Below are 25,441 nucleotides of genomic sequence, written 5' to 3' on the forward strand. Positions count from 1 at the left end.
GGAGGTCTACCATTGGCTAATGGAAAGGTAGTACAGGTCATTGGACCTGTCGTTGATATTGAATTTCCGCTGGGAGAACTGCCGGAAATCCTCAACGCTATCACAATCAAAGGAAAAGCCGGTGATCTGGATATCGACCTCGTTGTCGAGGTCATGCAGCACCTGGGCGACAGCGTTACCCGCTGCATCGCTATGAGCTCTACCGATGGTTTGGTTCGTGGGATGGAAGCAGTTGATACCGGCTCACCGATTAAGGTTCCGGTCGGTCCGGAGTGCCTTGGACGCGTATTTAACGTTCTTGGACAGACGGTCGATAAGAACCCGGCTCCGGTCGGCAACAAAGAATCTTGGCCGATCCACCGTAAAGCGCCTAAGTTCGAGGAGCAGGATGCTACGGCAACTATCCTTGAGACAGGCATTAAGGTCGTCGACCTGATTGCTCCGTACTCCCGTGGTGGTAAAACGGGTCTGTTCGGCGGCGCAGGCGTCGGCAAAACAGTCCTTATTCAGGAACTTATTCACAACATCGCAACCGAGCACGGCGGCTACTCCGTATTCGCAGGTGTCGGTGAGCGTACACGTGAAGGTAACGACCTTTGGACTGAGATGACGGAATCTGGCGTTATCAGCAAGACGGCTCTGGTCTACGGCCAGATGAACGAGCCGCCTGGAGCACGTATGCGCGTTGGTCTTACAGGTCTTACGATGGCGGAATATTTCCGTGATGTCGAGGGCCAGGACGTGCTTCTCTTCATTGATAACATCTTCCGTTTCATTCAGGCAGGTTCCGAGGTTTCCGCTCTGCTCGGCCGTATGCCGTCTGCCGTTGGTTATCAGCCGACACTGACGACGGATATCGGTGCTCTGCAGGAGCGTATCACTTCTACGAAAAAAGGCTCCATCACATCGGTTCAGGCTGTTTACGTTCCTGCCGATGACTTGACGGACCCGGCGCCGGCAGGCACATTCACGCACTTGGATGCTACAACGGTTCTTTCGCGTCAGATCGCTGAGCTCGGTCTGTACCCGGCTGTTGACCCGCTGGATTCCACATCCCGTATCCTCGACCCGAACATCATCGGCGAAGAGCATTACGAAGTTGCGCGCGGCGTGCAGGCTGTGCTCCAGAAATACAAAGAGCTGCAGGATATCATCGCTATCCTCGGTATGGAAGAACTTTCCGATGCCGATAAGCTGACGGTTGCCCGCGCTCGTAAGATTCAGCGTTTCCTGTCCCAGCCGTTCGCAGTTGCTGAACAGTTCACAGGCCAGCCTGGTAAATACGTTCCTCTTAAGGAAACGGTTCGCGGCTTCAAGGAAATTCTGGAAGGCAAGCATGACGATCTGCCGGAGAATGCGTTCTACATGGTCGGCACGATTGACGAGGCTGTAGCAAAGGCTGAGAAGCTCGCGAAGGAGGCATAATCTATGCCGACAATCAAGCTGGAGGTCGTTTCCCCTGACGCAATGGTTTATCAGGCGGATATCTCTATGCTCATTGTCCGTTCTATCGACGGCGAGCTCGGCATTTTGCCGCACCACGCTCCGATGATTGCAGGACTGCTCCCGTGTGCTATGCGGGTGAAGCTTGAGGATCATGAAGAGCTGATTGCTGTCGCTGGCGGCTTCATGGAGGTTCAGCCGGATAAGATTACGGTACTCGCGTCTGCTGCAGAGACAGCGATCCAGATTGATCCGATTCGTGCACAGAAGGCTTACGACCGCGCTAAAAAGCGTATCGAAGAATTCAACAGTGCACCGTCGAAGCATCAGGATATCGACATGAACCGTGCCCATCTTGCTCTTGAACGTGCTGCTGCACGTCTCAAGGCTGTTTCCGGAAAACGATAAAAATCAAAAGAGACTCCTTATGGGGTCTCTTTTTTTGTGCGAATTGTGCCTAAATAAAATCATTGCAAAATCGATTACATTATGTCACAATGAAATTAGGATAGGAGGATTGTATGGATACGGTCTCTATCTTGTGAAGAAATGGCCGGAGCGCCCGATTCGGCCGGGTTTTGAAAGCGATGATTTATTATCAGAGTTTTCGGAGGGGAGCAGTTCTTTTCGGCTGCTTTCAAAAGGAGGAATGTTACATGGATGTATCGACTATTGCAAAAGTACAGGGCGGAATCAGCGGTTACGCGAAGAATGTAAAGGGTTCGGAGAAACCTAAGGATGCTGAAAATGTAAAGGACGCGGCTGCTGAAAAACATGCTTATGACGTTAATCTTTCCGAAGAAGGAAAAGCGGCACAGGCAGGAAAAACTCATGGAGATGCTGTAAAGGGACTTACTCCTGATCAGGTCGAAATGCTTCAGGATGGAATCCAGAAGAGTTATGATTTGATGATTAAGACTCTTACAGCGCAGAACACAAAGCTTCAGGCTTGGCTCAGCCAGGGCGACGGCAAGCTTAATTTTGACGGTGTGCTTATTGACACTTCAAGATTTGCACTGCCTCCTGTAGGCACAACGCCGGAAGAGGCTGCGGCGGCAATCGCACCGGGCGGAGAGTACTCTGTTGAAAAGGTTGCAGACCGTATTATGGGACTTGCACAGGCATTTGCAGGTGAAGATCCCGAAAAACTCAAACAAATGCAGGATGCTATTGAGGAAGGCTTCCGTCAGGCAGGCGTAGAGTTCAAGGACGCAACGGGTGCCAAGGAAATGCCGGATATCACAAAGCAGACACATGACGAGATTACGCGCCGCTTCGATGAGCTTTACAAGAAGATTGCGGAAGCCAACAGCGGTATCCAGGCTGCTGAGGAAGAGGAGTAACTCGGAAATAAGGACGCGGGCGGTCCGATATATACAGGCAATTAAAAGAGCCACGCAGCTGCGTGGCTCTTCGTGTGTCTTAACGTGTATTTCAGCGGTTCAGTACTCCGGCATCAGCTTGCCGCCGCCCGGGAGGTCATATGTCATGCCGCCGAGGATTGTGCTGGCGTTTTTCTGATAATAGATGTTATGACCGTTGCTCTGGATGTTCCTGAAGGCCAGGTCTTCATCACTGAAGCTCATGATATGGGAATCATCAGTGAGAATCCACTGAGCATCTTTTGCAAGCGTAAGCGTGACGCTTTTCGCTGTGTTATCGGTGTTGACCGCGCCGGTCATGTGAGCACCGTTTTCAAGCTTCAGCTTCAGCGTGCTCTGGTTGTCGATAAAAATGTCCGCTCTGAAATCGGTATTGGTATACATGACAGCATCCTTGCCGCCGAGGACGAAGACCTCCGAATCCTGATTATCGGATGAGGTGCTTCTTGGCAGCGCCGATGGAGCCGCAGAAGATGTTGTCTTTGTGATTTCATTATCAAATCCCGATGCTGAGGCTTCTGATGGGCTGTAGGAAAGCTGAGTGCCATAGGAAGCCGCGTGTGCGGCGGAGATAAAAGGGAAAGCTGCGGCCATGGACATAAGAAGGCCGGCGGCAATTGTTCTGCAGGGTTTACGTTTCATAAAAATTCTCCTTCCAGAGGATTGAAGCCTTGCGAAGATTAGCTTTACAAAACTCCGATTATGCTTTGTAAAGTTTAATAAAGTTTCATGGAAAAATTGTGGAAAAAAACTCTCCTTCCGTCACGCTGCGCGTGCCACCTTCCTCGGAGAGGAAGGCTGACGGGGGGAGAGTATGGGTTATTCTATCTGACGTCCTGCGCCCGGACCGTCGTTTGCGACGGAAACACGCGCCTCTGCGAAGGTCTTCATGTCGTTCAGCATGTGAAGGGCAGCATCAACTATCTTTATGCCGAGGCAGGCTGTACAGCCGCCTGTGATTGTCATGCCAAGCTGCAGGAGCGCAGGCTGGGTATGAAGAATGTATGGCTTCACTGCCGGGCACAGCACCTCCGCGTAGCGGGCGATTATTTCCGTGGATTCGTCGTCAAGCACTATGAGGGCATTGTTGTGGGCACCTGCTATTATGGCACCGAGAAGGGCAGATACCTCTGTCTGCAGCTCCTTCGGAGTCTTTTGGAGAAATTCCGAGGCTTCGTAGCGAAGGCTGCCGTCCTCATTTAAAAGGGATTTTCGAAGCTTTGCGGCCTTTGTACCAACGGCATCATCGGGAGCTGATTCGGTAAGCGCAACCCCAAGAATCGGGTCCGAAAAGGAAAGGGCCTCTCCGATTTCACGGCCGAAGTCAAAGGCCTCGGTGAGAGGACGGTCTTTCCTGAGGTGTGCAATAGTGACACTTGCACAGGCGTGACGCGCGAAGGACGAGGTCAGCTTGTTCTGCGCCTCACTGAGCTCTCCGGTGGCAAAACAGAGAAGAGAACGTCCGGTGTCCAGGCCCGGGCGTTCATCGTCAACAATACCTGCCAGTTCTACGGCGATTTCCTCAAGGAAACCAAGGCTGTAAATCGGCTTTGCAAGGTTGTCTATACGGAGTTTGCATGCTTCCATTGCAGGCTTTGAAAGCGTCGGAAAGGTATTGAGGTAGAAGTCAAAGGTTTTGTCCGTGATTGGAAGCGACTTCGGCGGCATTGTTTCGTGATAAAATTCCGGGGTATCATCACTGTCCGAGAGGGATTTGTAGGCCATGACGGCAGCATCAAGAAGGTTGACGGCGATAGATGAACCGGTGGCCTCCCCAAGGCGGAACCGCATGTCCATATAGGGGCTGATTCCCAGCTTTTTGAGCATTGCCTTGTGGGCAGGCTCTGCGGCGAGATGTGAGCCCATGAGATAATGTGGTGTCAGCGGTGCTAAACTCTGGGCAATGAGCGCGGCTGCGCCCGTGTTAAAGCCGTCGATGACGACAAAGGTGTGATGCGCGGCGGCACCAAGGATGATCCCTGTGATACAGCCTATTTCAAAGCCGCCTACCTTCATCAGAACATCAAGACCGTCATCGGGGTTCGGTTTGTTTATCTCAAGAGCCTTTCTGACTACCTCGATTTTAAGCTTCAGCCTTTCGTCGGAGATATTGGTTCCGCGGCCTGTTGCTTCTTCAGGAGTCAGCCCGCAGAAGGCTGCGGCAACACATGCGGATGAGGTGGTGTTGGCGATTCCCATTTCCCCCGGGAGAAAGCAGCAGGTTCCTTTTTCCGCGCATTCAGTGGCAAGCTCTATACCTGTCTCTATTGACTGTATGGCCTGTTCCCGTGTCATGGCAGGGCCTGCAGCGCAGTTTTTGGTTCCAAGGGCAATTTTTTTATGAATAAGCCCTGGAAGCTGGTCGGTAGGAGCCGCTATGCCGAGGTCAGCAACAAGAAGCTCGGAGCCTGCGAAATTTGACAGGGCGTTTGCAACAGCACCCCGTGAGATAAGATAGTTTTCTGTCATCTGCACGGTGGTTGACGGTGGATATGCGCTGACCTTCATTTCCGCTACTCCGTGGTCGGCACAGCATATTATTGTTGTCTTTTTTGGAGGCTCGGGATGGTCTGAAAGAGTGATTCCCGCATATTTCAGGAGCAGCTCCTTGAGACCGCCGAGCCCTGTCTCGTCACCTATGGTGCAGTCAAGCTTTGAACGTATGTGCTCCACCGCTTCGGCGCTTGGGGGCTGTATTTTTGCTATTGTATCTTCAAGTAATGACATGGATTTCCTCCTGTATGGTTAAAAATCAGGGTACCAATATATTATTATACTGCGAAAAGGAAAGTATATAAAGAAGCGGCGGGTGTGACGACCGACTTTAAAAAGAAAATATCTCAGGCAAATATTCACGAAAAAATATTTGCACTTGAGGAATGTTAGATAGTATAATTGTACTATATCGATTGATAGTGTTTGTATAAATGAAAAGGAATGTGCTATGAAAGAAAACACATACTGCAGTGATGTGCTTTTAAATTTTATGAAGCGTGTATCAAAGAAATTTGATACTATCGGAGAAGCTACGAACGTATTTCGAAAGGAGCTTCCTACAGTACTCAAGGGTACGAATATCGGACGCATGATTCTCACGGTGGCAATGCCGTCGCCGGGAGCTTTTTTGGTGGGAAAACCTCAGGGAGGTCCGCCGGAGGGGGCGCCACCGCAGCGTCTTATTCCCTGTCAGATGATGCAGCGGATACTGCAGCAGCCGCCAACAGTGGAAAGGGTTGTGCTCTACGAGAACGATATAGGGCAGGTCGGAAGCGATTGCATAACCAGCTCTTTGTCCTCTGAGGTGGGAGTGGATATGGAGGTCATGGTCTATGCTGATGTAGACCATACCTTTACAGATACCGAGCGCAGCTACGCGCAGTTTTTGATGCAGATGGTGTTTCACGTCATCGGACGCATGCAGATTATGGGGCTTCTTGAGCTCACCCGTGTGACAGATGCGATAACGGGGATACCGAATGCCGTCGGACTCAAAAGCTTTATAGGACGTGTCGTCGCGATGCATGAGCAGGACGGCTACACCTCCGTGTTTTTGAATTTCAAGAACTTTAAATATATCAATCAGCGCGTTGGGATGCAGAACGGGAATATTATTCTGCGTTATTTTTCAATGGCTATGCAGCGTATGCTTGAAAGGGACGAGGAAATCATCGCCCGTCTTGGAGGAGATAATTTCTTTCTTCTCGCCAGGGATGAGCATATTGATGATATAGAGAAGCGTCTGAATAATTTCATGCTGGAATTTGACGACGGGGGCAATACACTCTCCATTCGTCTTGAGGTACGCATGGGAATTTATAAAATCGGGGCGAATGACCAGGTCATAGACATCATGGACTGCGCGAATACTGCAATGGTGCAGTCGCGTGAGCCTGATAAGCCGCTGCACGTGAGATTCCGTCCGGAGATGAGAAAGCGCGAGGTCGGCAGAAAAGAGCTCAGTGTCGTATTCCCCGGTGCTCTCAAAAATGAAGAATTTGTTGTATATTACCAGCCTAAGGTAAAGCTTGAGGACAGGAGCCTGTGTGGTGCCGAGGCACTGGTGCGCTGGCAGCGTAACGGTATCGTTGTTCCGCCGGAGCAGTTCGTTCCTGTTCTTGAGAGGGACGGCAGTATTCATACCTTGGATTTTTACGTGTTCGAGCGTATATGCCGCGACCAGGCGGACTGGCGCAGCCGGGGGCTTGAGCCTGTGAAGATTTCTGCTAATTTCTCACGGCAGCATCTTATGGACCATGACTGCGCAAGCCATATCCTGCGCATAATGGAGAAGTATGATATTCCTGCAGGGCTTGTGGAGATAGAGCTGACAGAGCCTTCCGGCATGGAGGATTTTTCGCGCATGAAGGATTTCGTCGGAGAGCTGACAAAAAATGGTATTGCCGTGTCCATAGATGATTTCGGCACCGGCTATTCCTCGCTGAATATATTGAAGAATCTCCGAGTGAACGGCATCAAGCTGGACTGCTCATTTGTAAAGACGATTGAGCAGCCAAGGCCTTCGGATCATATCGTACTGAAAAATGTCATTTCGCTTATAAACGACCTTGGTATGGATGTTATTGCCGAGGGTGTTGAAACAGAAAATCAGGCAGAGTTTTTGGTTGCGAACGGCTGCGGGATGGCTCAGGGGCATCTTTTCGATAAACCGCTCCCGCATGATTTGTTCGAGGAACGGTTGGAAAACAGGAAGGAATAACCTATCACTGAAATTCATACAGAAATACGAAAAAGCACGCATCCGAAATTGAAACGGAAGCGTGCTTTTCTTAGTGTGTAAAATGCGGTATAGTCTCTTTAGAAGACCCAGTGCATCATGAAGTTCAGTCTTGTGGGAGGAACCTTTTCGTCTACGATGTCACGTTTCAGAGGTACTCCGAGAGATACTGAAGCGATAAGGCCTTTGTTTGAATACGTGAGTCCGACACCGGTACTGAGCATTGTGGAATTGTCGCTGTTTCCCATGGCGGTGCCGTATATGCGTCCACCGTCTACAAATGTAAAGGCAGACAGATGGCGGGATTTTTCGACGGGAACCGAGTATTCTACGCTCGCGGCAAAGCCTTCATCACCGTGGAGCATGCTTTCCTTGTAGCCGCGGACGCTGTTCATTCCACCGAGATAGAAACGCTCCATTGATGACATCTGGCGGCGGTTTGTAAGCTGCCCGTCAAAGCGGGCTTTAAGCTTTTGCCCGTGCTCGTAATCCTTTTCGTAAAAGGCATTCAGTTCATATTTGATGTAATGCCGATGCCCGAAGGAAAGAGTGCTTTCGTTCCCGAGGACAAGGCTGTGCTTGTGGTAGAGCACCGTGCTGTCTGTGTAATGTGTTACTGCTATATAAGGAGACCAGCGGTGATACTGGGTATCAAGCACTGTTTTTCTGAAGAGGCCCATGGCAGGGAAAACCTTACCCATATCAGTACTCATTCGGCCGTAGAAATACTGCAGACCTGCCTCCGTGCGCAAATCACGGGTGCTCATGACCGGTGTTCTTAGGGTTACGACAGCCGCTTTGGAATGACCGTTGACATCTCTTGCGCGCATGGCTCCGTAGACAAGGTTGTTCGCAGAAGAAATGAAAACGAAATCTGCGGAGGAACCTTTTTTATCAAGGGGCAGGCAGTATTCGAGCGCGCCGGTGTCAAAGCCCTGGGCGCGGAACCATTCCATGGTAAGGCGGTCTTTGTTTCCTGAGAGACTGCGGTTCGTGTAGATGACTCCTTCACGCATCATACCTGTGGAATCGCTGAAGCCGGCGTTGTCAACATGCAGGGTAAATGTTTCGCTTTTTGGAGGCTTTGGCCTGTTTGGCGGCATTGAGCCGGAGGGTGTGCCGCTGTTCACGGAAGCGGAAGGTGGTTTTGTACCCTCGGGTTTTTGCTGCATGCGGCGCATGGCGCGGTCTTTTCCAATCTGTTCGCGAAGACGTGCAAATTCCAGCATGTAGCGTGTGCGGAACAGCTGTATTCCTGAGCGGTCTCCTGCGCCTGTACCGGCAATGGTAAGATCCATGATATATTCAGGAGTAGGCGGCCCTGCCGCGAGGGCGGTATCTGATACCCCGCTAAGAAGCATAAAGGCGGCCAGAGCCGCGGGGATTTTTTTCATGTAATATTTTGCTTTTGTTTTCATGAGGATATGCCCCCCTGTGCATGTACGATATTCGGGAGCGGGCCCGAATAAAACTGCTGATGCTATTCTTATTCGACAAAATTATATAAAGTCCTGCATGAATCTAAATATGCTTTAATAGAAGTTAATTTATATATGTTCGTAATAAATGGGATTTCAAATGAATTGTACTGAAAATCAGAAGGAGGGAAACAGATGGATGATAAAATAGTATGCGGACTGTGCCCGAACGCCTGCAGCCTTTCGGAAGGGCAGACGGGAGCCTGCCGAGGCAGGAAAAGAAGCGGCGGGAAAATCGTTCCTATTAATTACGGGTGCATTACCTCTGCGGCACTTGACCCGATTGAAAAGAAGCCGCTGAAACACTTTCATCCGGGAAGCTTCATCCTTTCTGTGGGGAGCTTTGGCTGTAATCTTCACTGTCCCTTCTGCCAGAATTTCGAAATTTCCCAGTCGGGAATGGAGCTTCCTCATCAGCCCGTAACTGCTGAGGCGCTGGCGGAAACGGCAAGGGAGATGGCGGATAAACCACCGGGAAATTTGGGCGTAGCGTTCACCTACAACGAACCGCTTATCGGCTATGAGTTTGTGCTTGATACGTCAAAACTTTTGAAAAATCTGGGGCTTTTTTCTGTGCTGGTGAGCAACGGAATGATTTCGGAGGAATATTGGAGAGCGCTGCTTCCTTATATCGATGCAGCAAATATAGACCTCAAGGGCTGGAGGCAGGAGTTTTATGACTGGTGCGGAGGAAACCTTGCCACGGTAAAAAGAAATATTGAGCTTGCCGCAGGGAAAATACATTTAGAGGTGACAACACTCATAATTCCGGGGAAGAATGACAGCGTGGAGGACATGAAAGAGGAAGCATCGTGGCTTGCATCGCTTTCAACTGAGATACCGCTTCACATAAGCAGGTATTTCCCACGCTGGAGAAGCGAAATTCCGGAAACACCTGTCGGAAAAATAATGGAGCTGGCGGGCACAGCAGGAGAATATCTTAAATACGTTTACCCGGGGAACTGCTGACTGCACGGAGTGGTGCGTATTGCAAAAGCTTTTGCGCTACTGTAGGATATTTTATGAAATTTTGATTTGAGGAAGGTTTGTACGTTGTTATCTTATCTGAAGAAAAATCCCGACCTCGCTTTTTCAATGCTTTTCGCTCTGGGAGCGGCTTTCGCGGCGCCGTTTTCTGCGGAGGCAATGATAAAAAGCGTGAATTTGCCGCTGCTTCTGCTGCTCTTTTGCCTGATGGCAATAGTTGCAGGGCTTCGTGAAAGCGGGGTATTTACCTACGGCTTTGTGCGTCTCATGGAGCGGGGGCCGTCCAGCCGTATGCTGGCCAGACTTTTTATTTTCTGCTGTTTTTTCAGCTCCATGCTTATTACAAATGATGTGGCGCTGATAATTTTTGTTCCCCTTGCCATACTTACGCTCACAAAAGCTAAGCTTACGGAGCTTATGGTACCCGTTGTAACAGGGGAGACAATCGCGGCTAATATGGGGAGCATGCTCACTCCCATAGGCAATCCTCAGAATCTTTTTATTTACTCTCATTACGGGCTGTCTCTTATGGAATTTGTGAGTGTAACAGGACCTGTGGTTCTTGCCAGCGGAATTATCCTTTGGATGTCAACTATTCGGATTGCGGATGAGGAATGTACGGTTGATACTGAGGAACTGCCTGAGCTTCCGAAAAAAAGAATTTGTATTCTTCTTGGACTTTTTGTTGTCTGCCTCCTGTACGTTCTCAGGGTGCTTCCCGTTGAGTCACTGGCAGCCGCAGCTGCGGTGTTGTTTTTCCTTGACCGCAGACTTTTGCTGGCGGTGGATTTTAAACTATTGCTGCTCTTTACATTCCTTTTTCTTGGAGTCGGCTGCCTGGTGCGAGTGCCTGCTCTTGCGGACGCGCCGGCACGGCTTCTTTCGGGACATGAGTTTTATGCGTCGCTTTTATTGAGCCAGATTGTCAGCAACGTACCGACTACGGTAATGCTGGCGCCATATACAGAGGCGGCGGATGAACTGCTTCTCGGTGTCAATATAGGCGGTCTGGGAACCATCATAGCATCAATGGCCAGCGTTATATCCTTCAAGGCGTATCTTGATACACGTCCCGACCGCATGAAGGCATATCTTGTTTTCTTCACGGCTGCAAATCTCCTGCTGCTGGCTGTGCTGCTTTTGGGCGTATGGATTTTGGGATGGATTTGAATTTAGTGTGTTTTCATGGTGTGATTTCGTTGGGCAGATGGAGGGAAATTGGGTAATATGAGCGAAGAAAAATTTCTGAATATAAGGTTTAAGGGATTTACTGATAGTTGGGCAGCGTAAGTGTGAGGATCTTAAAGAGGTCAGGAAATTTATGCTTAAGAATATGTTTCCCTGGGGTTGGAATAAAGCAACGTACCGCTCTCAGACGGGGCTTTGCCCCTTCTGCTTTCCCCACAAGGGAGCCTTGCTCCCTTGACCCTTGCTTAACCGCTCCTTACGTCGCTCGGGGAATCCGCGGCGATACTCCCGTGACAAACCACACACTCCGTTGCCCGCGTCGTAACGCTAGTACTAAAGCCAATTAGTGCCAGCTTTTTGCATAGAAACATACCTGACATTATTCATCTCTATTCATTAGCTAGTCGCTAATTGGCTCGGGCACGACAGTAGATTCGCGGGCTGACGTGCATAAGAGCCTCCCTCCTTGAGGGAGGTGGCGCGTAGCGCCGGAGGGAGAGAAGAATCACGCCGCGGGAAAAGCAAAAAAGCGAAGCGTTAAAAAGGAGGGTGTCCGGCGGGAACGCAGTTCCTGCGGTGGGGAAGAGCGAAGGGGCAAAGCCCCGTCGCATACAATGAAACGTTTAAAATTCATTCACTCCCAACGCGACATAATGCCAAATCTGCACGATTGAAAAAGCCACGTCAGACAACACGGTAATAACCCACCCAAAAAGAACGTTCAAATGTTCTTTTTGAGTGTACAAGTATTGTAAAGCGTATAATAAACTGCTAAAATAAACAGAAATACTTTTAAGAGAAGCAGGGGCTTCTTATGCTGTTGGGGGGCATTCGTTTTGCGAATCAATGGAGCGCAGGCTGTGCTTGAAAGCCTGAAAAAAGAAGGCGTTGACGTTGTCTTTGGGTATCCGGGCGGCGCTGTATTAACCTTATATGATGAACTGTACAAAATGAAATTTCCGCATATTCTCACAAAGCATGAGCAGGGGGCTGTTCATGCGGCTGACGGATATGCGCGCGCGACGGGTAAGGTCGGCGTAGTTTTCGCCACATCAGGCCCGGGAGCAACGAATCTTGTAACGGGAATTGCGACGGCAAATATGGACTCGATTCCTCTGGTTTGCTTCACGGGACAGGTTGGCAATCCCTATATCGGAAAGGATTCCTTTCAGGAGGCAGACGTCAGCGGAATCGTGACGCCGATAACGAAATACAATTATCTGGTGAAAAATGTTGAGGATCTGCCGAAGGTCATAAAGGAAGCCTTTTTCATCGCGTCAACGGGGCGTCCGGGACCTGTCGTCATTGATATTGCAAAGGATGTTTTTGCGGCGGAATTTGAGTACAAGTATCCGGCAGAGGTACATCTGCCAGGATATTCGGGAGATTTCACCGGAAGCACCGCGCAGATTGAATCATTTATTACCGCGCTTGAGGAATCGGAGAGGCCTTTGTTCTTTCTGGGCGGCGGCGTAACGCTTTCCAATATGACAGAGGAAATGCGTGCCGTCATAAAACGCACGGGAGCGCCGGTGGTTTCCTCGCTTATGGCTTTGGGCTGTGCGGATCCCGAAGATGAAGCGGCCTTCGGCATGGCCGGAATGCACGGCTCCTATGCTGCGAACATGGCCATACAGGAGTGCGACCTGCTGATAGGAGTGGGAGTGCGCTTCGATGACCGCGTGACAAGCCTTGTTGAGGAATTTGCGCCAAAGGCAAGGGTTGCCCACTTCGATGTGGATGCGGCAGAGATAAATAAAAATGTCCGCGTGGATTATCCTGTTCTCGGAGATTTGCGTTGGTCGCTTCCGCTTCTCAGAAGAAAGCTTGACGCAATGAAAAACGACTTTATCGGACGCTTTGCGGAATGGAGAGCCCACACGATAGCGATGAACCGTGAAAAGCCCTTCGCTTATAAATCAGTCGAAGGCGCGGTCATGCCTGAGAAGGTCATTGAGGAGGTCAGCCGTCTGGCAGACGACGATACTATCGTTGTTACCGACGTAGGGCAGCATCAGATGTGGGCGGCGCAGTTCTATAATTCAAGAAGACCGCGTCAGTTCCTGACCTCGGGTGGGCTTGGTACTATGGGCTACGGACTTCCTGCGGCTCTGGGCGCAAAGCTTGGAAAGCCTGAGCAGCAGGTCGTCCTTTTCACAGGGGACGGCAGCATCATGATGAACTGTCAGGAATTTGCCACAGCGGCGGATTATGATATAGACGTAAAGGTCATAATCCTTCATAACCACGTGCTGGGCATGGTAGCCCAGTGGCAGCGTCTTTTTTACAACCGCCATCTTTCTGAATCACGGCTTAACGGACATACGGATTTCGTGAAGCTTGCAGAGGCTATGGGTGTTGCGGCTCTCCGTGTTGAAAAGCCGGAGGAGCTTTCACCAGCACTTGAAAAGCTGCTTGCTCATAAAGGCCCGATGCTTCTGGATGTGCTTGTTCCGGAGGCTGAGGACGTTCTCCCGATGGTTCCGGGAGGAAAAAGACTGGACCAGATGGTGATGGGAGGAACGGAAGAATGAAAAGATACTGCTTGGCTGTTCTTGTAGACAACAAACCGGGCGTACTGACACATGTCTCCGGACTTATCAGCCGCCGTGCGTTTAATATTGAAAGCATCTCCGCAGGCTATACGGAGGACGAGGATATAACACGTATAAACATCGTGGTTTCCGTTGACAGCGACCAGGAGCTGGAGCAGGTAAAAAACCAGCTGGCAAAGCTCGTAGACGTCATAAAGGTCGTCAATATCAGCGATACGGAGCATCTTGCACGGGAGCTTGTTCTTATTAAGGTGCGGGCAACCGCAGATACACGTGCGGATATTGTAAATATCGTAAACACCTTCAGAGCGAAAATCGTTGATATCAGTCGCTCGAATGTCGTCATACAGCTGACGGGTAATTCGAAGAAAATCGACGCAATCTGCGAGGTGCTGTCTGATTACGAAATTATCGAAATCGCACGCACAGGGACGATTGCCCTCTCCCGTGGCCCGATTCCGGCTAAACATATGTGATACTATATTAAGCAGAAGGTCCGCAGCGCTGCGGGCCTTTTTAGTGTTCATATCGCAATGGAAAAGAGGAGCTATGTCAAATAACATGAAGGGCAGCATAATGCTGCTCATTACCGCCGCAATATGGGGAAGCGCTTTTGTCGCGCAGAGTCTTGGCGTCGGTGTTGTGGGCCCCTTTACCTTCAGCGCTGTAAGGGCGCTGATGGCACTGGAGGTGCTTATTCCTGTAATATATTTTTTCAGCGCGCAGTCGAGGCGAAGAAAGCATGCGCCGTTTTTGCTGCGGATTCTTCCCGACCGCTGGACTGTTTTCGGGGGCATCTGGTGCGGAATAGCGCTGACTATTGCGGAGGGACTGCAGCAGATTGGGCTTTTGTGGACCGGCGCAGGAAAAGCGGGGTTCATAACATCACTTTATATAATCATTGTGCCGCTTATGGGGATTCTTTTGGGCAGGAAAATAAGAAGTCTGGTGTGGCTCTGCGTTATCATAGCCGCGGCGGGATTTTATTTTTTGTGCATAAAAGAGGACTTTACTGCTGAAACAGGGGATATATTTATCCTTGCCAGTACATTGTTTTATTCCGTACACATATATGTTATTGACCACTTCCTAATGCATAATGCGGACGCGATAAAAATGTCCTGGGTGCAGTTTGGTGCTCAGGCGGCAGGAGCATCGGTTATTGCGCTGATTTTTGAGGTGCCGCAGCTTTCTTCGGTTATGGAAGCCTTTCCGTCAATTGCCTATGCAGGTGTTTTGTCCAGCGGCGTTGCTTTTACCTTGCAGAACCTGGGACAGAAATACATGGATGATGCATCGGTAGCGACGCTCCTGATGAGTCTTGAATCGGTTTTTGCGGTGCTTACAGGCTGGGCGGTGCTTGGTGAGGTGCTGACGCCTCGCGAGATATTCGGCTGTGTGCTGGTGTTTGCGGCGGTGCTTCTGGCGCAGAAGCCGCAGAGAATTGAAATCGGACAGTAAAAAAGAGCCGCGCTTTGGCGGCTCAGACTCAGTGTTTTTTCGGTATGGTGATGTCCATTGGAACATCGAGGACTGCTGAAGCTTTTTCGCGCATTTCCGCAGGACTCATGCGCATATAGATGCTTCCGATGCGCTTCATATGCTCTGACGGTTCCAGCGGCTCAGTGAGCTGGCTTTCGGTGTGACGTCGGAGTGTCTGCCAGAAATCCTCCTGTATAGGAACGGAGCGCAGCGCAAGAAGCACGTTCAGACGCGAATCCACAAGATAGAGATGGAGCGTGGGGTCGTTGAGCTTTTCCATCGTCGGCAGCTGCTCTTTTTTCAGCGTGTGCAGAGCGAAGGGGGCATCACCCCAGCCCTCCTTGAAAATGCCGTCAATCTGATAGAGGAAAAAGAGAAGACCGTCCTCTTCGTAGAGCGCGAACTGCATGTGCCCGGTACGGAAGGCTTCAATAGCGATTATGTCGGTGCGGCTCAGCTGCAGCACGAACATTGTTCCGTTTGAGTCAACCTGAAAGAGACCTCCGTCCCCCTGCGCGCGAATCGGCAGAGGAAAGGTCTGACCGACCTCGAAATTTGTATAATCCATAAAAAACTCCTTTAGTAAAGCTATGGTATAATAATACTGTTTTCCATTAAATTAAGAAATAATATCCATAATATTTTCGTAAAAAGAAAGGGGATTGTCAAGTGTCACTTCAGGATACGCCGCGGGCGGAGCGCCTTCACATAGGCCTGTACGGCGCGCGAAACAGTGGAAAATCATCTCTCATAAACGCGCTGACGGGGCAAAAGACAGCTCTTGTTTCGGACGTTGCAGGGACTACGACAGATCCCGTATATAAAGCAATGGAGCTATTCGGAGTCGGTCCTGTAGTATTCATTGATACTGCAGGCTATGATGACGAGGGAGAGCTTGGCACGCAGCGCGTGGAAAAAACGAAAGAAGCGGCACGCAGGACGGATATAGCCCTCATTCTTATCAGCGATGAAGCTGAAATTGAGAAGGCCGCAGAATGGAAAAAGCGCTTTTCTGAGGCGAAAACTCCTGTGATTCTGCTCCTCAGCCAATGCGATACAAAAGAGGACGGCGGCAGAGCTCTTGCAAAGAAAATAAAGGCTGTCGTCGGAGAGTTTCCGTTACGCGTGAGTGCTGAAAACGGAGAAGGCATCGAGGCTATACGCAAAATGATTCTCGAAAAGCTGCCGGAGGACTATGAGGCCGTTTCCCTGACAGGAGATCTTGTGGAACCGGGGGATACCGTTCTCCTTGTGATGCCGCAGGATATACAGGCGCCTAAGGGGAGACTCATTCTTCCTCAGGTGCAGACAATACGCGACCTTCTTGACCGTTCCTGCGTTGTAATCTCCGTGACGACAGAAAAACTGGATGCAGCCCTTGAAGCACTCAGGGAGCCTCCTTCGCTCATCATCACCGATTCACAGGTTTTTCCTGTAGTTTACGCGAAGAAACCAAAGGGAAGCCGTCTTACGTCCTTTTCTGTGCTCATGGCACATTATAAAGGGGATATTCCCTATTTTGCGAAATCCGTGGAAAATCTGGAAAATCTGCCGAAAAATGCCCGCATTCTTATCGCTGAAGCCTGCACGCACAATACCATTGACGGTGATATCGGACGCATAAAAATACCTGCAAAGCTAAGGCAGCTTCTTGGAGATGGAATCACAGTAGATGTTGTGGCAGGCGCGGATTTCCCTGATGACCTCACAACATATGACCTTGTTATTCACTGTGGCGCCTGCATGTTTAACCGCCGCTATGTGCTTTCACGCGTGGCACAGGCGAAGAAACAGGGAGTACCAATGACAAACTACGGCATAATCCTTGCCCGCTTCGCAGGAATCCTCGACCGCATCGAGCTGCCGGGGAAATAAATACAGGAGTATCTTGTTCATGTCTCGTATTATTAAGAAAGAATATTTGCTTCACAGTCTTCTCGCTCTGGCACTGATGAACCTTGTTTTTTGGACAACAAAGAGCGAGATTTCGGAAGTTGGAATCGAACTGTTTTTGAGAAAAAGCGCCGTGTGTGCCATTGTGGTGTATGTCATGCAGTGCCTTGTGAAAAGACCGTTTTTTTCGCGCCGTTGGACAGCACCGCTGCTTTTTATGGGCTGGTGGTATTTGTTTGCTTTTGTAAAGTGCTTCGTGTTCAGCAGCGGGCACTCTGATTTGTACGAAAACGAGATTTTTATCGGCACATATGGCGCTGCTGCTCTTATCGGGCTTCACTGTTTTTGTGCGGCGAAGGAAAGCCGTGCGGCACTTTTCCTTGTCAGTCTTTTTGAATGGCTGCTGTGTATTCCTCCTGTAGTCACCTATGTGCACCAGATGATTTATGGAAGACCGGTTGTTTTTGAGGAGATGCGGGCTGTTTACAACACGAGCTACAGGGAAACATACGAATGGTTTATTACATATGTGGGACCGGTAAACATGCTCGTTATGGCAGCAGTACTCGCCTTGACGATGTATCTTATTCAATACGCGGGAAGATTTGCGTTTAAAGATACAGTCGAGCCGATGACGGCAGGGCGCAAGTGCATAATTTTACTTGCGGCACTTGGTGCCCTGTATTACCCGGCAGACCTTCTGCAAAGAACCGACTGTACGGGCTATTTTGCAAAGGCCGTTGAATATAGCCTGGAGGTAAAAAATTACTCAAAGACTATTGCGGACAGATATGAGAATATCAAGCTGACAAATCCTGCTGAGGTTGGCGGTACACCACACACCGTAATAATGGTAATAGGAGAGTCATCAGGACGTGACTATATGCGCGCTTATAATAATGACGTTCCCTACGACAACACCCCGTGGCTTTCACAGTGCAAAAATGACAGCAGCTTTATTGTCTTTAATAATGCGTATGCCTGCTACAGCCTGACTCAGCAGGTTCTGGAAAATGCCCTTACGGAAAGAAGCTACTACAACAACAAGGCATTTTTGGAGTCAATGAATATATTGGATATTGCGAAGAAAAAAGGATATAAGACCTACTGGATTACAAATCTTGGGGGAATAAACAGTGCCTCAAGCTTTGCGCTTGTCGCTTCGCGTGCCGATGTTGTGAAAGCACAGGCAGCGCCCTACGATGAAAGTATGCTTGACTACATGAAGGAAGTGGTTGACCCGAATACGAATAATTTCATTGTGCTTCACGGAAATGGAAGTCACGCCGCCTATAAAAGCAGGTATCCTGAAGACCGGGAGGTATTCAAGGAGCACACGGTAGAAGCGGAATATTCAAACTCGCTCAGGTATGTTGATGATTTCCTGAAAAAAGTTTACGAATACGGAAAAGATAATCTGAACCTTCAGGTCATGCTCTACTACCCGGATCACGGTGAAAACCTGAAGACCGGACATGGCCCCAGCGACCTTTCCTTTGATAAGGTGCGCATAGCAATGCTCATGTATTTCGGGGAGGATTACAGAAAGCGCAACCCTGAAAGAATAAAAAGACTCGTGTCACGAAGGGATACCTTTTTTACAAATGACATGATGTACAACACCGTCAGCGGTATTCTGAATGCGGAATCAAATTTCTATGACGGAGCAGAGGATTTGTCAGGTGCCGGCTACAAATTTACGCTGGATGATTTGTGGACCTTCGCCAACGAGGTAAAGGTTGCGGAGGATCCGTTTTTGAAGCACTGATTTTAGTGCAGCAGAGACGGAAGGAAATTCTTTGGGGAACAACTTGGATATATGTTATAATAAGAATGCTATTGCTGTACTGTACGGAGGAGGATGTTCATGAAACGGAAACCGCTGTTTTTAGGATGTGTACTTGGCTGCTGCCTTTTCAGCATGCATGCCGTTCCCTTGGATATGCCCTTTTATGCTACTGCGGAGCAGGTGGTTGAGGCTGCGGCTGCCAAAGACAGCTGGGTGCTCATAAGCGAAGACGGGAAATACGGAAAATATTACGCCCCGTCAAACATTCAGGTCATGAGCCGCGTCAATGGAGTTCCTACGAGAATATCTGCGTGGATTAAAAACACATTTTCCCCTGAAGGGGCGCAGGAGACCATAGAGAACTACGAAATTGAGGCAAGTATCCCCAATGCATCGGTGCTTTCATACAGTCTTGCACTGGTTGAAGTAAATCCTCAGCTTCGTACGATTGAATATGTGCAGGAGAATTTTTACGATTCCACCGGCAATGTAATATGGTCAAAGGTCTATGACCCGCGTACAGTAAAGGAAATCAACAGTCGGGCCTATGATGAGGATTATTACATTGCCATTGTTGACGGTGTTTTTCATCACGGCGAAAAGCAGAAAGCACAGGACGCTGACAACAGATGGATTACTCTTTGGGAGTCATCATCACCGGGAGGTTCGTCATCATTGGCAAAGGCGGATACGACCACAATGCGTCAGCGTGCCGACAACGTAATATACTGGGAATGGATGGAGACCAAGGATAAAGCAGGTAATTTCGTTGAGGTCAAGTTCATGAAAAAGGCTGTAAATGTCGTGCAGGGAACACAGCGCGTCATCAAGGGCGAGGAATGGACGCAGGCCAAGGGCTGGCAGGACATCACAGCCGAGTTGGACGGTCTCTATTATCCCATCGCGCAGAACAGTGCCGAGGCGAACGGACTCAAGAGGCTCCGTGCCTATTCAAAGGGCTACCAGTACTGGCTGAACAGATACCGTACGGACCTTCCGTCTGCAGGACGCGGCACTTCTACAGGAACAGCGTCTACACCTGCAAATAAAAATTCAGAGGGAACTGCCGCAAACCCGGCACCCCATAAGGCCGAAACATCAACGGTACCGGGGGCTGCAGCTGTTCCGCGCGCTTAATACGGCAGAATATTAATGGCTGCACTAAAAGGAGTTTTTTTCGTCAATGCCAATTAAAATACCTAATAATCTTCCGGCTGCCCAGGTGCTTGACCGGGAAAATGTTTTTTATATGAACGCGGACCGTGCGTACGGTCAGGATATCCGTCCGCTGAAGCTCTGCATTTTGAATCTCATGCCGGTCAAATCCGTAGCGGAAACACAGTTTCTCCGCCTTCTCGGTAATTCTCCGCTTCAGGTTGAGGTAGATTTTGTATATACGGAGTCTTACGTGCCGCAGCACACCTCACAGGAATATCTTACCGAATTTTACGGAACGTTTGCGGAGGTACGCAACAAAAAATACGATGGCTTTCTCATGACGGGTGCTCCGGTGGAACAGATGCCCTTTGAGGAGGTTGCCTACTGGGACGAGCTCTGCGAGATTATGGAGTGGAGCAAGACACATGCTTTTTCCTCCTTTTACATCTGCTGGGGTGCTCAGGCAGGGCTTTACTATCATTACGGAATTCCGAAATATCCCGTAGAGCCGAAAATCTTCGGTGTGTTCAAGCATCATCTCTGTGTTGAGCATGAAAAGCTGTTCCGTGGTTTTGATGATGAGTTCTATGTGCCTCATTCCAGGCATACGGAATTTCGCAGAGAGGATATTGAAAAGGTGCCGGAGCTTACTGTTATGGCAGAGGCGGAGAAGCCGGCAGGTGTCTACTGCGTGGCAGACCTCAAGGAAAACCAGTTCTTTATATCAGGCCATGCGGAATACGATCCCATGACCCTCAAGGGAGAATATGACAGGGACAAGAAAGCGGGAATGGATATTCAGGTTCCCTGCAATTACTATCCGGACAACGACCCGTCAAAGAGGCCTGTTGTGCGTTGGCGGTCCGTTGCGAATCTTTTGTTTGCGAACTGGCTGAATTATTATGTATATCAGGAAACACCGTATGAGCTTGACCGTATCCATCGGGATTCGGATTGACAGGCTTTTAACGGAAGCATGGATGCTGTTTTGAAACAGTTTTTCATATCAAGGGCTTAGGAGTGGTTAACTACATGAAGGGGTGTTTGAAACATTTTGCCGTGGCGGTGCTTTTGGGGGCTGTAACCCTGATGCCCGTGGAGGCAGATGCGTCCGCGATGCATGTACCTGATGATATCTATGAATGGGTGCAGTCTTCTTCAAGGATAAATTATTATTTCAACAAGCGCGAAATTCATTACGATACGGACGAGTCGGGAAAAATCAACATCAATGTGTTGAAGGTTCCTGTTCTCAAGACCTATGATGCGATTCAGATAGACGATGTCCTGCAGAAACGCAGATGGCGTGAAGCTGATGTAGACGGCTACGGGGATTTGGCCGGCGAAGCAGACTATCTGACAATCAATCTTGAGGAAAAGAAGGTCACCGTTGAACACGTAGATCTTATTGATTCCCAGATGTGGACCATGGAGCGTACATCTCCCAAGAGTGTCTTTGAAATCGATAAGATGTCCGAAAAAAACAAGGAAGCAATCTTTTATAAGGCAATTTTGGCATATGAGAAAAAGCATGGACCTGAGATAGCAAGGCAGTCGAAGGGTGAACTGAAGCATTCCGATGCCAAGCACCTTGAAAAGGAACGCGAGGCAGCAGAAAAAGCTGAAAAGGAACGTAATAAGGAAAATAATGATTGACAGAAAAATATACGACGGCTTTACGTTTTATAATGAATTTGAGCTTCTGGAATGGCGGCTGAAGATGCTTTATGACATTGTGGACTGTTTCGTTATTGTGGAATCGGACCGCACATTTCAAAATAAGCCAAAGCCTCTTTATTTTGCGGAAAACAAAGAACGGTTTGCAAAGTATCTGGACAAAATCAGATACATCCCCGTAACTGATGAAATCAAATGCGAGGACAACTGGTCAATAGAAATTTTTCAGCGCAACTGCATAGCGAGAGGCCTTGATGACTGCAGTCCGCGGGATATAGTCATGATGGGAGATATTGACGAATTTCCGGATCCAAGAGTATTGGAGGCATTGGAAAGAGAAGCTGTTTCTGTACGTACTTTTCTTCCCTTTGGTGAAATTGCGGAGCGCAGCGGTATGCGTGGACTTTCCAGAAACGGGAGATGCTTTTTGCACTCATTGCCGCTTTTGGGAAAGAGAAATAAAATAATGTCTTTCCTTGAAAAAAGTCCTGTGGTATCCGAGCAGCGCATGTTTGAGTTTTACGTAAATTACGAGTGCGCGTCACACTGGTGCGGTACAATTTTGACATTGGCGGGAAATCTTGGAGAAATGCAGCAGCTCCGCCGTATGCGCAACAATCTTCCTATGATACAGAACGGATGGCATTTTTCATCAATGGGCGGCACAAAGGCTGTGCTCAATAAATTCCGTGCAACGTCGGACGGGATGGGAAATCCTGTATTTAAGCTGCCTTTGGAGGAACAGGAGGCCTTTGTTGAAAAAGAGCTTGCGGCAGGAAGAATCTGGTGGCGAAATGAGACGCTGATACGCCATGCCGCGGATACTATGGATATTCCCCATATCAACTGGCTTGCCGAAAAATACGGATTTTTGATAGGCAAATACAATTGAAAATAATTCAAGGCGCATAACAAAAAGCCCGGGATGCTGTGGAAACTGATTTTCCAAAGCAACTCGGGCTTTGCTTATGCCGGGTATTAATCCTTTTCTCCGGATTCAAGATGTTCAAGATAACGCTTCGTCTCACTTACAATCACACCTGCAAGGGCGATGAGGGCGATAAGGTTAGGAATAGCCATGAGACCGTTTACTATATCGGCAAGAGTCCAGATGGCATCCAGCTTAAGATATGCACCTGATGCGACGAGTGCGATGAAAATCAGACGGTAAGGCATAACGCCCTTTGTTCCGAAAAGATAAATGCAGGCACGCTCGCCGTAGTAGTTCCAGCCGAGAATTGTTGTAAACGCGAAGAGTGCCAGCGAGACAGTGAGCAGGATAACACCCATGTGTCCGTAAGCCGACGCGAATGCGTTGGTGGTCATCATTGCGCCTGCTGCCGTGCCCTTCCAAACGCCGGTGAGGACGAGTGCAAGGCCTGTCATGGAGCAGATGATGATGGTATCAATGAAGGTTCCCGTCATGGAAATGAGTCCCTGCTCGGCAGGCCATTTCGTTTTCGCGGCAGCAGCTGCAATAGGAGCAGAACCGAGACCCGACTCGTTGGAGAAAATACCGCGGGCGATACCCTTCTGCATTGCCATCATTATAGTTGAGCCTGCAAAACCGCCTGCGGCAGCCTCGCCTGTGAAGGCACTGCGTACTATAAGAGCAAGTGCGTCAGGAACAGCATTGAGATTCATGAGGATAAGACCAATGCTGACGACAACGTATATGACCGCCATGAACGGGACAATCTTTCCTGCGACACGGGCAATATTTTTAAGACCGCCGATGGTTATTGCGGCAACAAGAATCGTGATGATTGCATCGGTGACCCAGACCGGAAGACCGAAGGCAATCTTCATGCTGTCGACAATGGCGTTTACCTGCGGGAACGTACCTATTCCGAAAAATGCTACAAGTATGCAGGCAAAAGCGAAGAAGGCTGCCATAGGAGCCCATTTTTCTCCCATGCCGTTTTTGATATAGAACATCGGGCCTCCGGCAATCTCACCCTTTGCATCCACGCTGCGGTATTTGACTGCCAAAAGACCTTCCGCGTATTTAGTTGCCATACCGAAGAAGGCCGCTACCCACATCCAGAAAACCGCGCCCGGTCCACCGAGCTTTACTGCTGTCGCGACACCGACGATGTTTCCTGTACCGACCGTGGCAGCAAGGGCAACGCAGAGCGCCTTGAAGCTTGAAACATCACCTTTGCCGTCGTTCTGTGCCTTGAATATGAGCTTCAAAGCAAGCGGCAGACGGAACACCTGCAGCAGGTTGAGCCTTATTGTAAGATAGATGCCGGTGCCGAGCAGCAGCACAATCAAAGGCACACCCCAAAGAATGTCATCAATTTGCGTAAGTACACTGTTTAGTTCTTCCATGGACAAATCCCCTCTCAGTCCGCATCACACGGACAAACGTATTCAATAAAGAAATAATACTGTATAATAGTGTCTACAGTCAAGAGACTTTTAATGTTTTTATCAAATTTGCGGTTATGTATACAAAAGAAAAATACCGGACGGAAAACCGTCCGGCAAATAAAAAAATAAGTGCTTTTGAGTAGGCTGTAAGCCTAGATACATTATATTGTGATTGTATAAAAAAGTCTATAAAAAATGATGGAAATTTCTTTTTCCATGCAATTTTTTTCACTAAGCAGGAAATTTTCAGAAAGCGGAGAAATAATAGAAGGAACAAGAAAAAGGGGGAATAACCGTGATAAAAAAACTTTTCTGTCTGATGCTTGCCGCTGTGTTCTTTGTGCAGACAGCAGGTATTGCGGCAGCCGCAGAGCCTGATACCATGCAGGCAAAGCTTGAGGTTGTTGAGAAAACTGCCTATGGTGGAACACAGACAGGAGCCCTTCTCGACAGAATTTCAAAGCTTGAAAAGGATTTTTCTACTCCGCAGCCGAAGCAGAGCGTTATGCAGCGCGTTGATGCTCTGTACGACCTGGTATTCAGCAATGAAGGTTCGCCGTCCCTGGTCACCCAGATGAATGCAATTGAATGGGGAATCACCCGTTCCATCAGCATGAAATCCATCCAGCAGCGTGTGACGGATATGGAAATGACAATGGCGGGAAAGCCCAGCGAGGGAACGTACCGGACCCGTATCGATCAGCTGGCTGAATATGCGTTCGGCTCCAAGGAGATTCCTCTCGTGAGCACGAATGTTCCTGCAAATACACTCATTAAAATCGCAACGGTAACTCCAATCAACGCGAAAAACCTGAAGAAAGGCGACGAGATAAAATACCAGGCGGCAGAAGATGTCGTCGAAAACGGAGTACTGCTCATTGCAAAGGGCGCACCGGGAGTCGGCGTTGTAACAAAGGTTGTCCAGGCGAGAAATTTCGGACGTGATGCCGAAGTGAATATCGACTTCAACACCATGCGCGCCATTGACGGAACTGATGTTGAGACGATGCTGGGTCAGGAATCAAAGGAAAAAATGGAATCCGTTGCCATGGCAGCCGGTGCCAGCGTTGCGGGTATGGTTCTTCTCGGACCTATCGGTATCATAGGCGGAGCCTTTGTACACGGCAAAAACATTGACCTTCCGGAGGGCACGGAGCTTTATATTCAGACAAAGAACGACACGACACTCTACGGACTGACAGTAGAACAGTAATCTGAAAAGGGAAGTGCTTTATGCGGCGCTTCTCTTTTTCATTGCGTTCATTTTCCTTATGATGTAATATTAAACTGATACACTG

General features: G+C 49.1%; 21 protein-coding genes. 16 read left to right on the plus strand and 5 right to left on the minus strand.

All coding sequences use genetic code 11. From position 1 onward, the window contains the following. Positions 1-12: 12 nt before the first annotated feature. The 3 genes from atpD to BUA83_RS07340 all read left to right on the plus strand — a co-directional run bounded on the left by atpD (position 13) and on the right by BUA83_RS07340 (position 2,786). Positions 13-1,425: a F0F1 ATP synthase subunit beta gene (gene atpD / locus BUA83_RS07330; protein WP_072935589.1), complete on the plus strand. Its 1,413-nt coding sequence runs from the start codon at positions 13-15 to the stop codon at positions 1,423-1,425. A 3-nt stretch (positions 1,426-1,428) separates the two neighbouring features. Continuing rightward, on the plus strand, positions 1,429-1,851 hold the full coding sequence (locus BUA83_RS07335; RefSeq protein ID WP_072935590.1) for a F0F1 ATP synthase subunit epsilon: 423 nt from the start codon (positions 1,429-1,431) through the stop codon (positions 1,849-1,851). 248 nt (positions 1,852-2,099) lie between these two features. Further along, a complete protein-coding gene (locus tag BUA83_RS07340; RefSeq protein WP_072935591.1) occupies positions 2,100-2,786 on the plus strand; it encodes a hypothetical protein in 687 nt (228 codons plus the stop codon). 99 nt (positions 2,787-2,885) lie between these two features. Here the strand turns inward: BUA83_RS07340 and BUA83_RS07345 are convergent, their stop codons facing one another. Both BUA83_RS07345 and cobT read right to left on the minus strand, forming a co-directional pair. Beyond that, a complete protein-coding gene (locus BUA83_RS07345; protein WP_072935592.1) occupies positions 2,886-3,467 on the minus strand; it encodes a hypothetical protein in 582 nt (193 codons plus the stop codon). Positions 3,468-3,644: 177 nt separating this feature from the next. Continuing rightward, positions 3,645-5,552, minus strand: a complete 1,908-nt coding sequence (cobT, locus tag BUA83_RS07350; protein ID WP_072935593.1) for a nicotinate-nucleotide--dimethylbenzimidazole phosphoribosyltransferase — start codon at positions 5,550-5,552, stop codon at positions 3,645-3,647. Between the two features lie 217 nt (positions 5,553-5,769). On the opposite strand from cobT, the gene BUA83_RS07355 reads away from it, so the two are divergent. Then, positions 5,770-7,542 carry a putative bifunctional diguanylate cyclase/phosphodiesterase gene (locus BUA83_RS07355; RefSeq protein ID WP_072935594.1) on the plus strand — a complete coding sequence of 591 codons (1,773 nt, stop codon included), beginning with the start codon at positions 5,770-5,772 and terminating at the stop codon, positions 7,540-7,542. A gap of 98 nt (positions 7,543-7,640) precedes the next feature. Here the strand turns inward: BUA83_RS07355 and BUA83_RS07360 are convergent, their stop codons facing one another. Further along, positions 7,641-8,978: a ShlB/FhaC/HecB family hemolysin secretion/activation protein gene (locus BUA83_RS07360; RefSeq protein ID WP_072935595.1), complete on the minus strand. Its 1,338-nt coding sequence runs from the start codon at positions 8,976-8,978 to the stop codon at positions 7,641-7,643. Positions 8,979-9,173: 195 nt separating this feature from the next. On the opposite strand from BUA83_RS07360, the gene amrS reads away from it, so the two are divergent. From amrS to BUA83_RS07385, 5 genes are all read left to right on the plus strand, one after another. Beyond that, the gene (gene amrS / locus BUA83_RS07365) at positions 9,174-10,007 is read left to right on the plus strand and encodes an AmmeMemoRadiSam system radical SAM enzyme (protein ID WP_072935596.1); all 834 of its coding nucleotides are present in this window, start codon (positions 9,174-9,176) and stop codon (positions 10,005-10,007) included. Positions 10,008-10,091: 84 nt separating this feature from the next. Then, complete coding sequence (locus BUA83_RS07370; RefSeq protein WP_094756529.1) at positions 10,092-11,195, plus strand: SLC13 family permease; 1,104 nt, start codon at positions 10,092-10,094, stop codon at positions 11,193-11,195. A gap of 854 nt (positions 11,196-12,049) precedes the next feature. Then, complete coding sequence (gene ilvB / locus BUA83_RS07375; protein WP_072935597.1) at positions 12,050-13,747, plus strand: biosynthetic-type acetolactate synthase large subunit; 1,698 nt, start codon at positions 12,050-12,052, stop codon at positions 13,745-13,747. Beyond that, entirely contained in the window at positions 13,744-14,244 is a 501-nt protein-coding gene (gene ilvN / locus BUA83_RS07380) for an acetolactate synthase small subunit (RefSeq protein ID WP_072935598.1), read from the plus strand. Before ilvB ends, ilvN begins: the two co-directional genes overlap by 4 nt. Before the next feature lie 73 nt (positions 14,245-14,317). After that, positions 14,318-15,229 carry a DMT family transporter gene (locus tag BUA83_RS07385; RefSeq protein ID WP_072935599.1) on the plus strand — a complete coding sequence of 304 codons (912 nt, stop codon included), beginning with the start codon at positions 14,318-14,320 and terminating at the stop codon, positions 15,227-15,229. A gap of 28 nt (positions 15,230-15,257) precedes the next feature. On the opposite strand, the gene BUA83_RS07390 is transcribed toward BUA83_RS07385, so the two are convergent. Next, the gene (locus tag BUA83_RS07390; protein ID WP_072935600.1) at positions 15,258-15,818 is read right to left on the minus strand and encodes a hypothetical protein; all 561 of its coding nucleotides are present in this window, start codon (positions 15,816-15,818) and stop codon (positions 15,258-15,260) included. A gap of 101 nt (positions 15,819-15,919) precedes the next feature. On the opposite strand from BUA83_RS07390, the gene hydF reads away from it, so the two are divergent. The 6 genes from hydF to BUA83_RS07420 all read left to right on the plus strand — a co-directional run bounded on the left by hydF (position 15,920) and on the right by BUA83_RS07420 (position 22,659). Continuing rightward, complete coding sequence (gene hydF / locus BUA83_RS07395) at positions 15,920-17,125, plus strand: [FeFe] hydrogenase H-cluster maturation GTPase HydF (protein WP_072935601.1); 1,206 nt, start codon at positions 15,920-15,922, stop codon at positions 17,123-17,125. Between the two features lie 19 nt (positions 17,126-17,144). Continuing rightward, complete coding sequence (locus BUA83_RS07400; protein WP_072935602.1) at positions 17,145-18,911, plus strand: phosphoethanolamine transferase; 1,767 nt, start codon at positions 17,145-17,147, stop codon at positions 18,909-18,911. A 99-nt stretch (positions 18,912-19,010) separates the two neighbouring features. Further along, positions 19,011-20,069 carry a hypothetical protein gene (locus BUA83_RS07405; RefSeq protein ID WP_072935603.1) on the plus strand — a complete coding sequence of 353 codons (1,059 nt, stop codon included), beginning with the start codon at positions 19,011-19,013 and terminating at the stop codon, positions 20,067-20,069. A 46-nt stretch (positions 20,070-20,115) separates the two neighbouring features. Next, the gene (gene metA, locus BUA83_RS07410) at positions 20,116-21,048 is read left to right on the plus strand and encodes a homoserine O-acetyltransferase MetA (protein ID WP_072935604.1); all 933 of its coding nucleotides are present in this window, start codon (positions 20,116-20,118) and stop codon (positions 21,046-21,048) included. A 74-nt stretch (positions 21,049-21,122) separates the two neighbouring features. Further along, positions 21,123-21,746 carry a hypothetical protein gene (locus BUA83_RS07415; RefSeq protein ID WP_072935605.1) on the plus strand — a complete coding sequence of 208 codons (624 nt, stop codon included), beginning with the start codon at positions 21,123-21,125 and terminating at the stop codon, positions 21,744-21,746. Continuing rightward, positions 21,739-22,659: a glycosyltransferase family 17 protein gene (locus tag BUA83_RS07420; RefSeq protein WP_072935606.1), complete on the plus strand. Its 921-nt coding sequence runs from the start codon at positions 21,739-21,741 to the stop codon at positions 22,657-22,659. The genes BUA83_RS07415 and BUA83_RS07420 overlap by 8 nt, the downstream gene beginning before the upstream one ends. A gap of 86 nt (positions 22,660-22,745) precedes the next feature. On the opposite strand, the gene BUA83_RS07425 is transcribed toward BUA83_RS07420, so the two are convergent. Next, positions 22,746-24,101 (minus strand): alanine/glycine:cation symporter family protein, encoded by a 1,356-nt coding sequence (locus BUA83_RS07425; protein ID WP_072935607.1) that lies wholly within the window; start codon positions 24,099-24,101, stop codon positions 22,746-22,748. Between the two features lie 337 nt (positions 24,102-24,438). Between BUA83_RS07425 and BUA83_RS07430 the strand changes: the two genes are divergently transcribed. After that, on the plus strand, positions 24,439-25,356 hold the full coding sequence (locus BUA83_RS07430) for a hypothetical protein (RefSeq protein WP_234988296.1): 918 nt from the start codon (positions 24,439-24,441) through the stop codon (positions 25,354-25,356). The last annotated feature ends 85 nt before the right edge of the window (positions 25,357-25,441 follow it).

The sequence above is a fragment of the Schwartzia succinivorans DSM 10502 genome, from assembly GCF_900129225.1.
Taxonomy (GTDB): Bacteria; Bacillota; Negativicutes; order Selenomonadales; family Selenomonadaceae; genus Schwartzia; species Schwartzia succinivorans.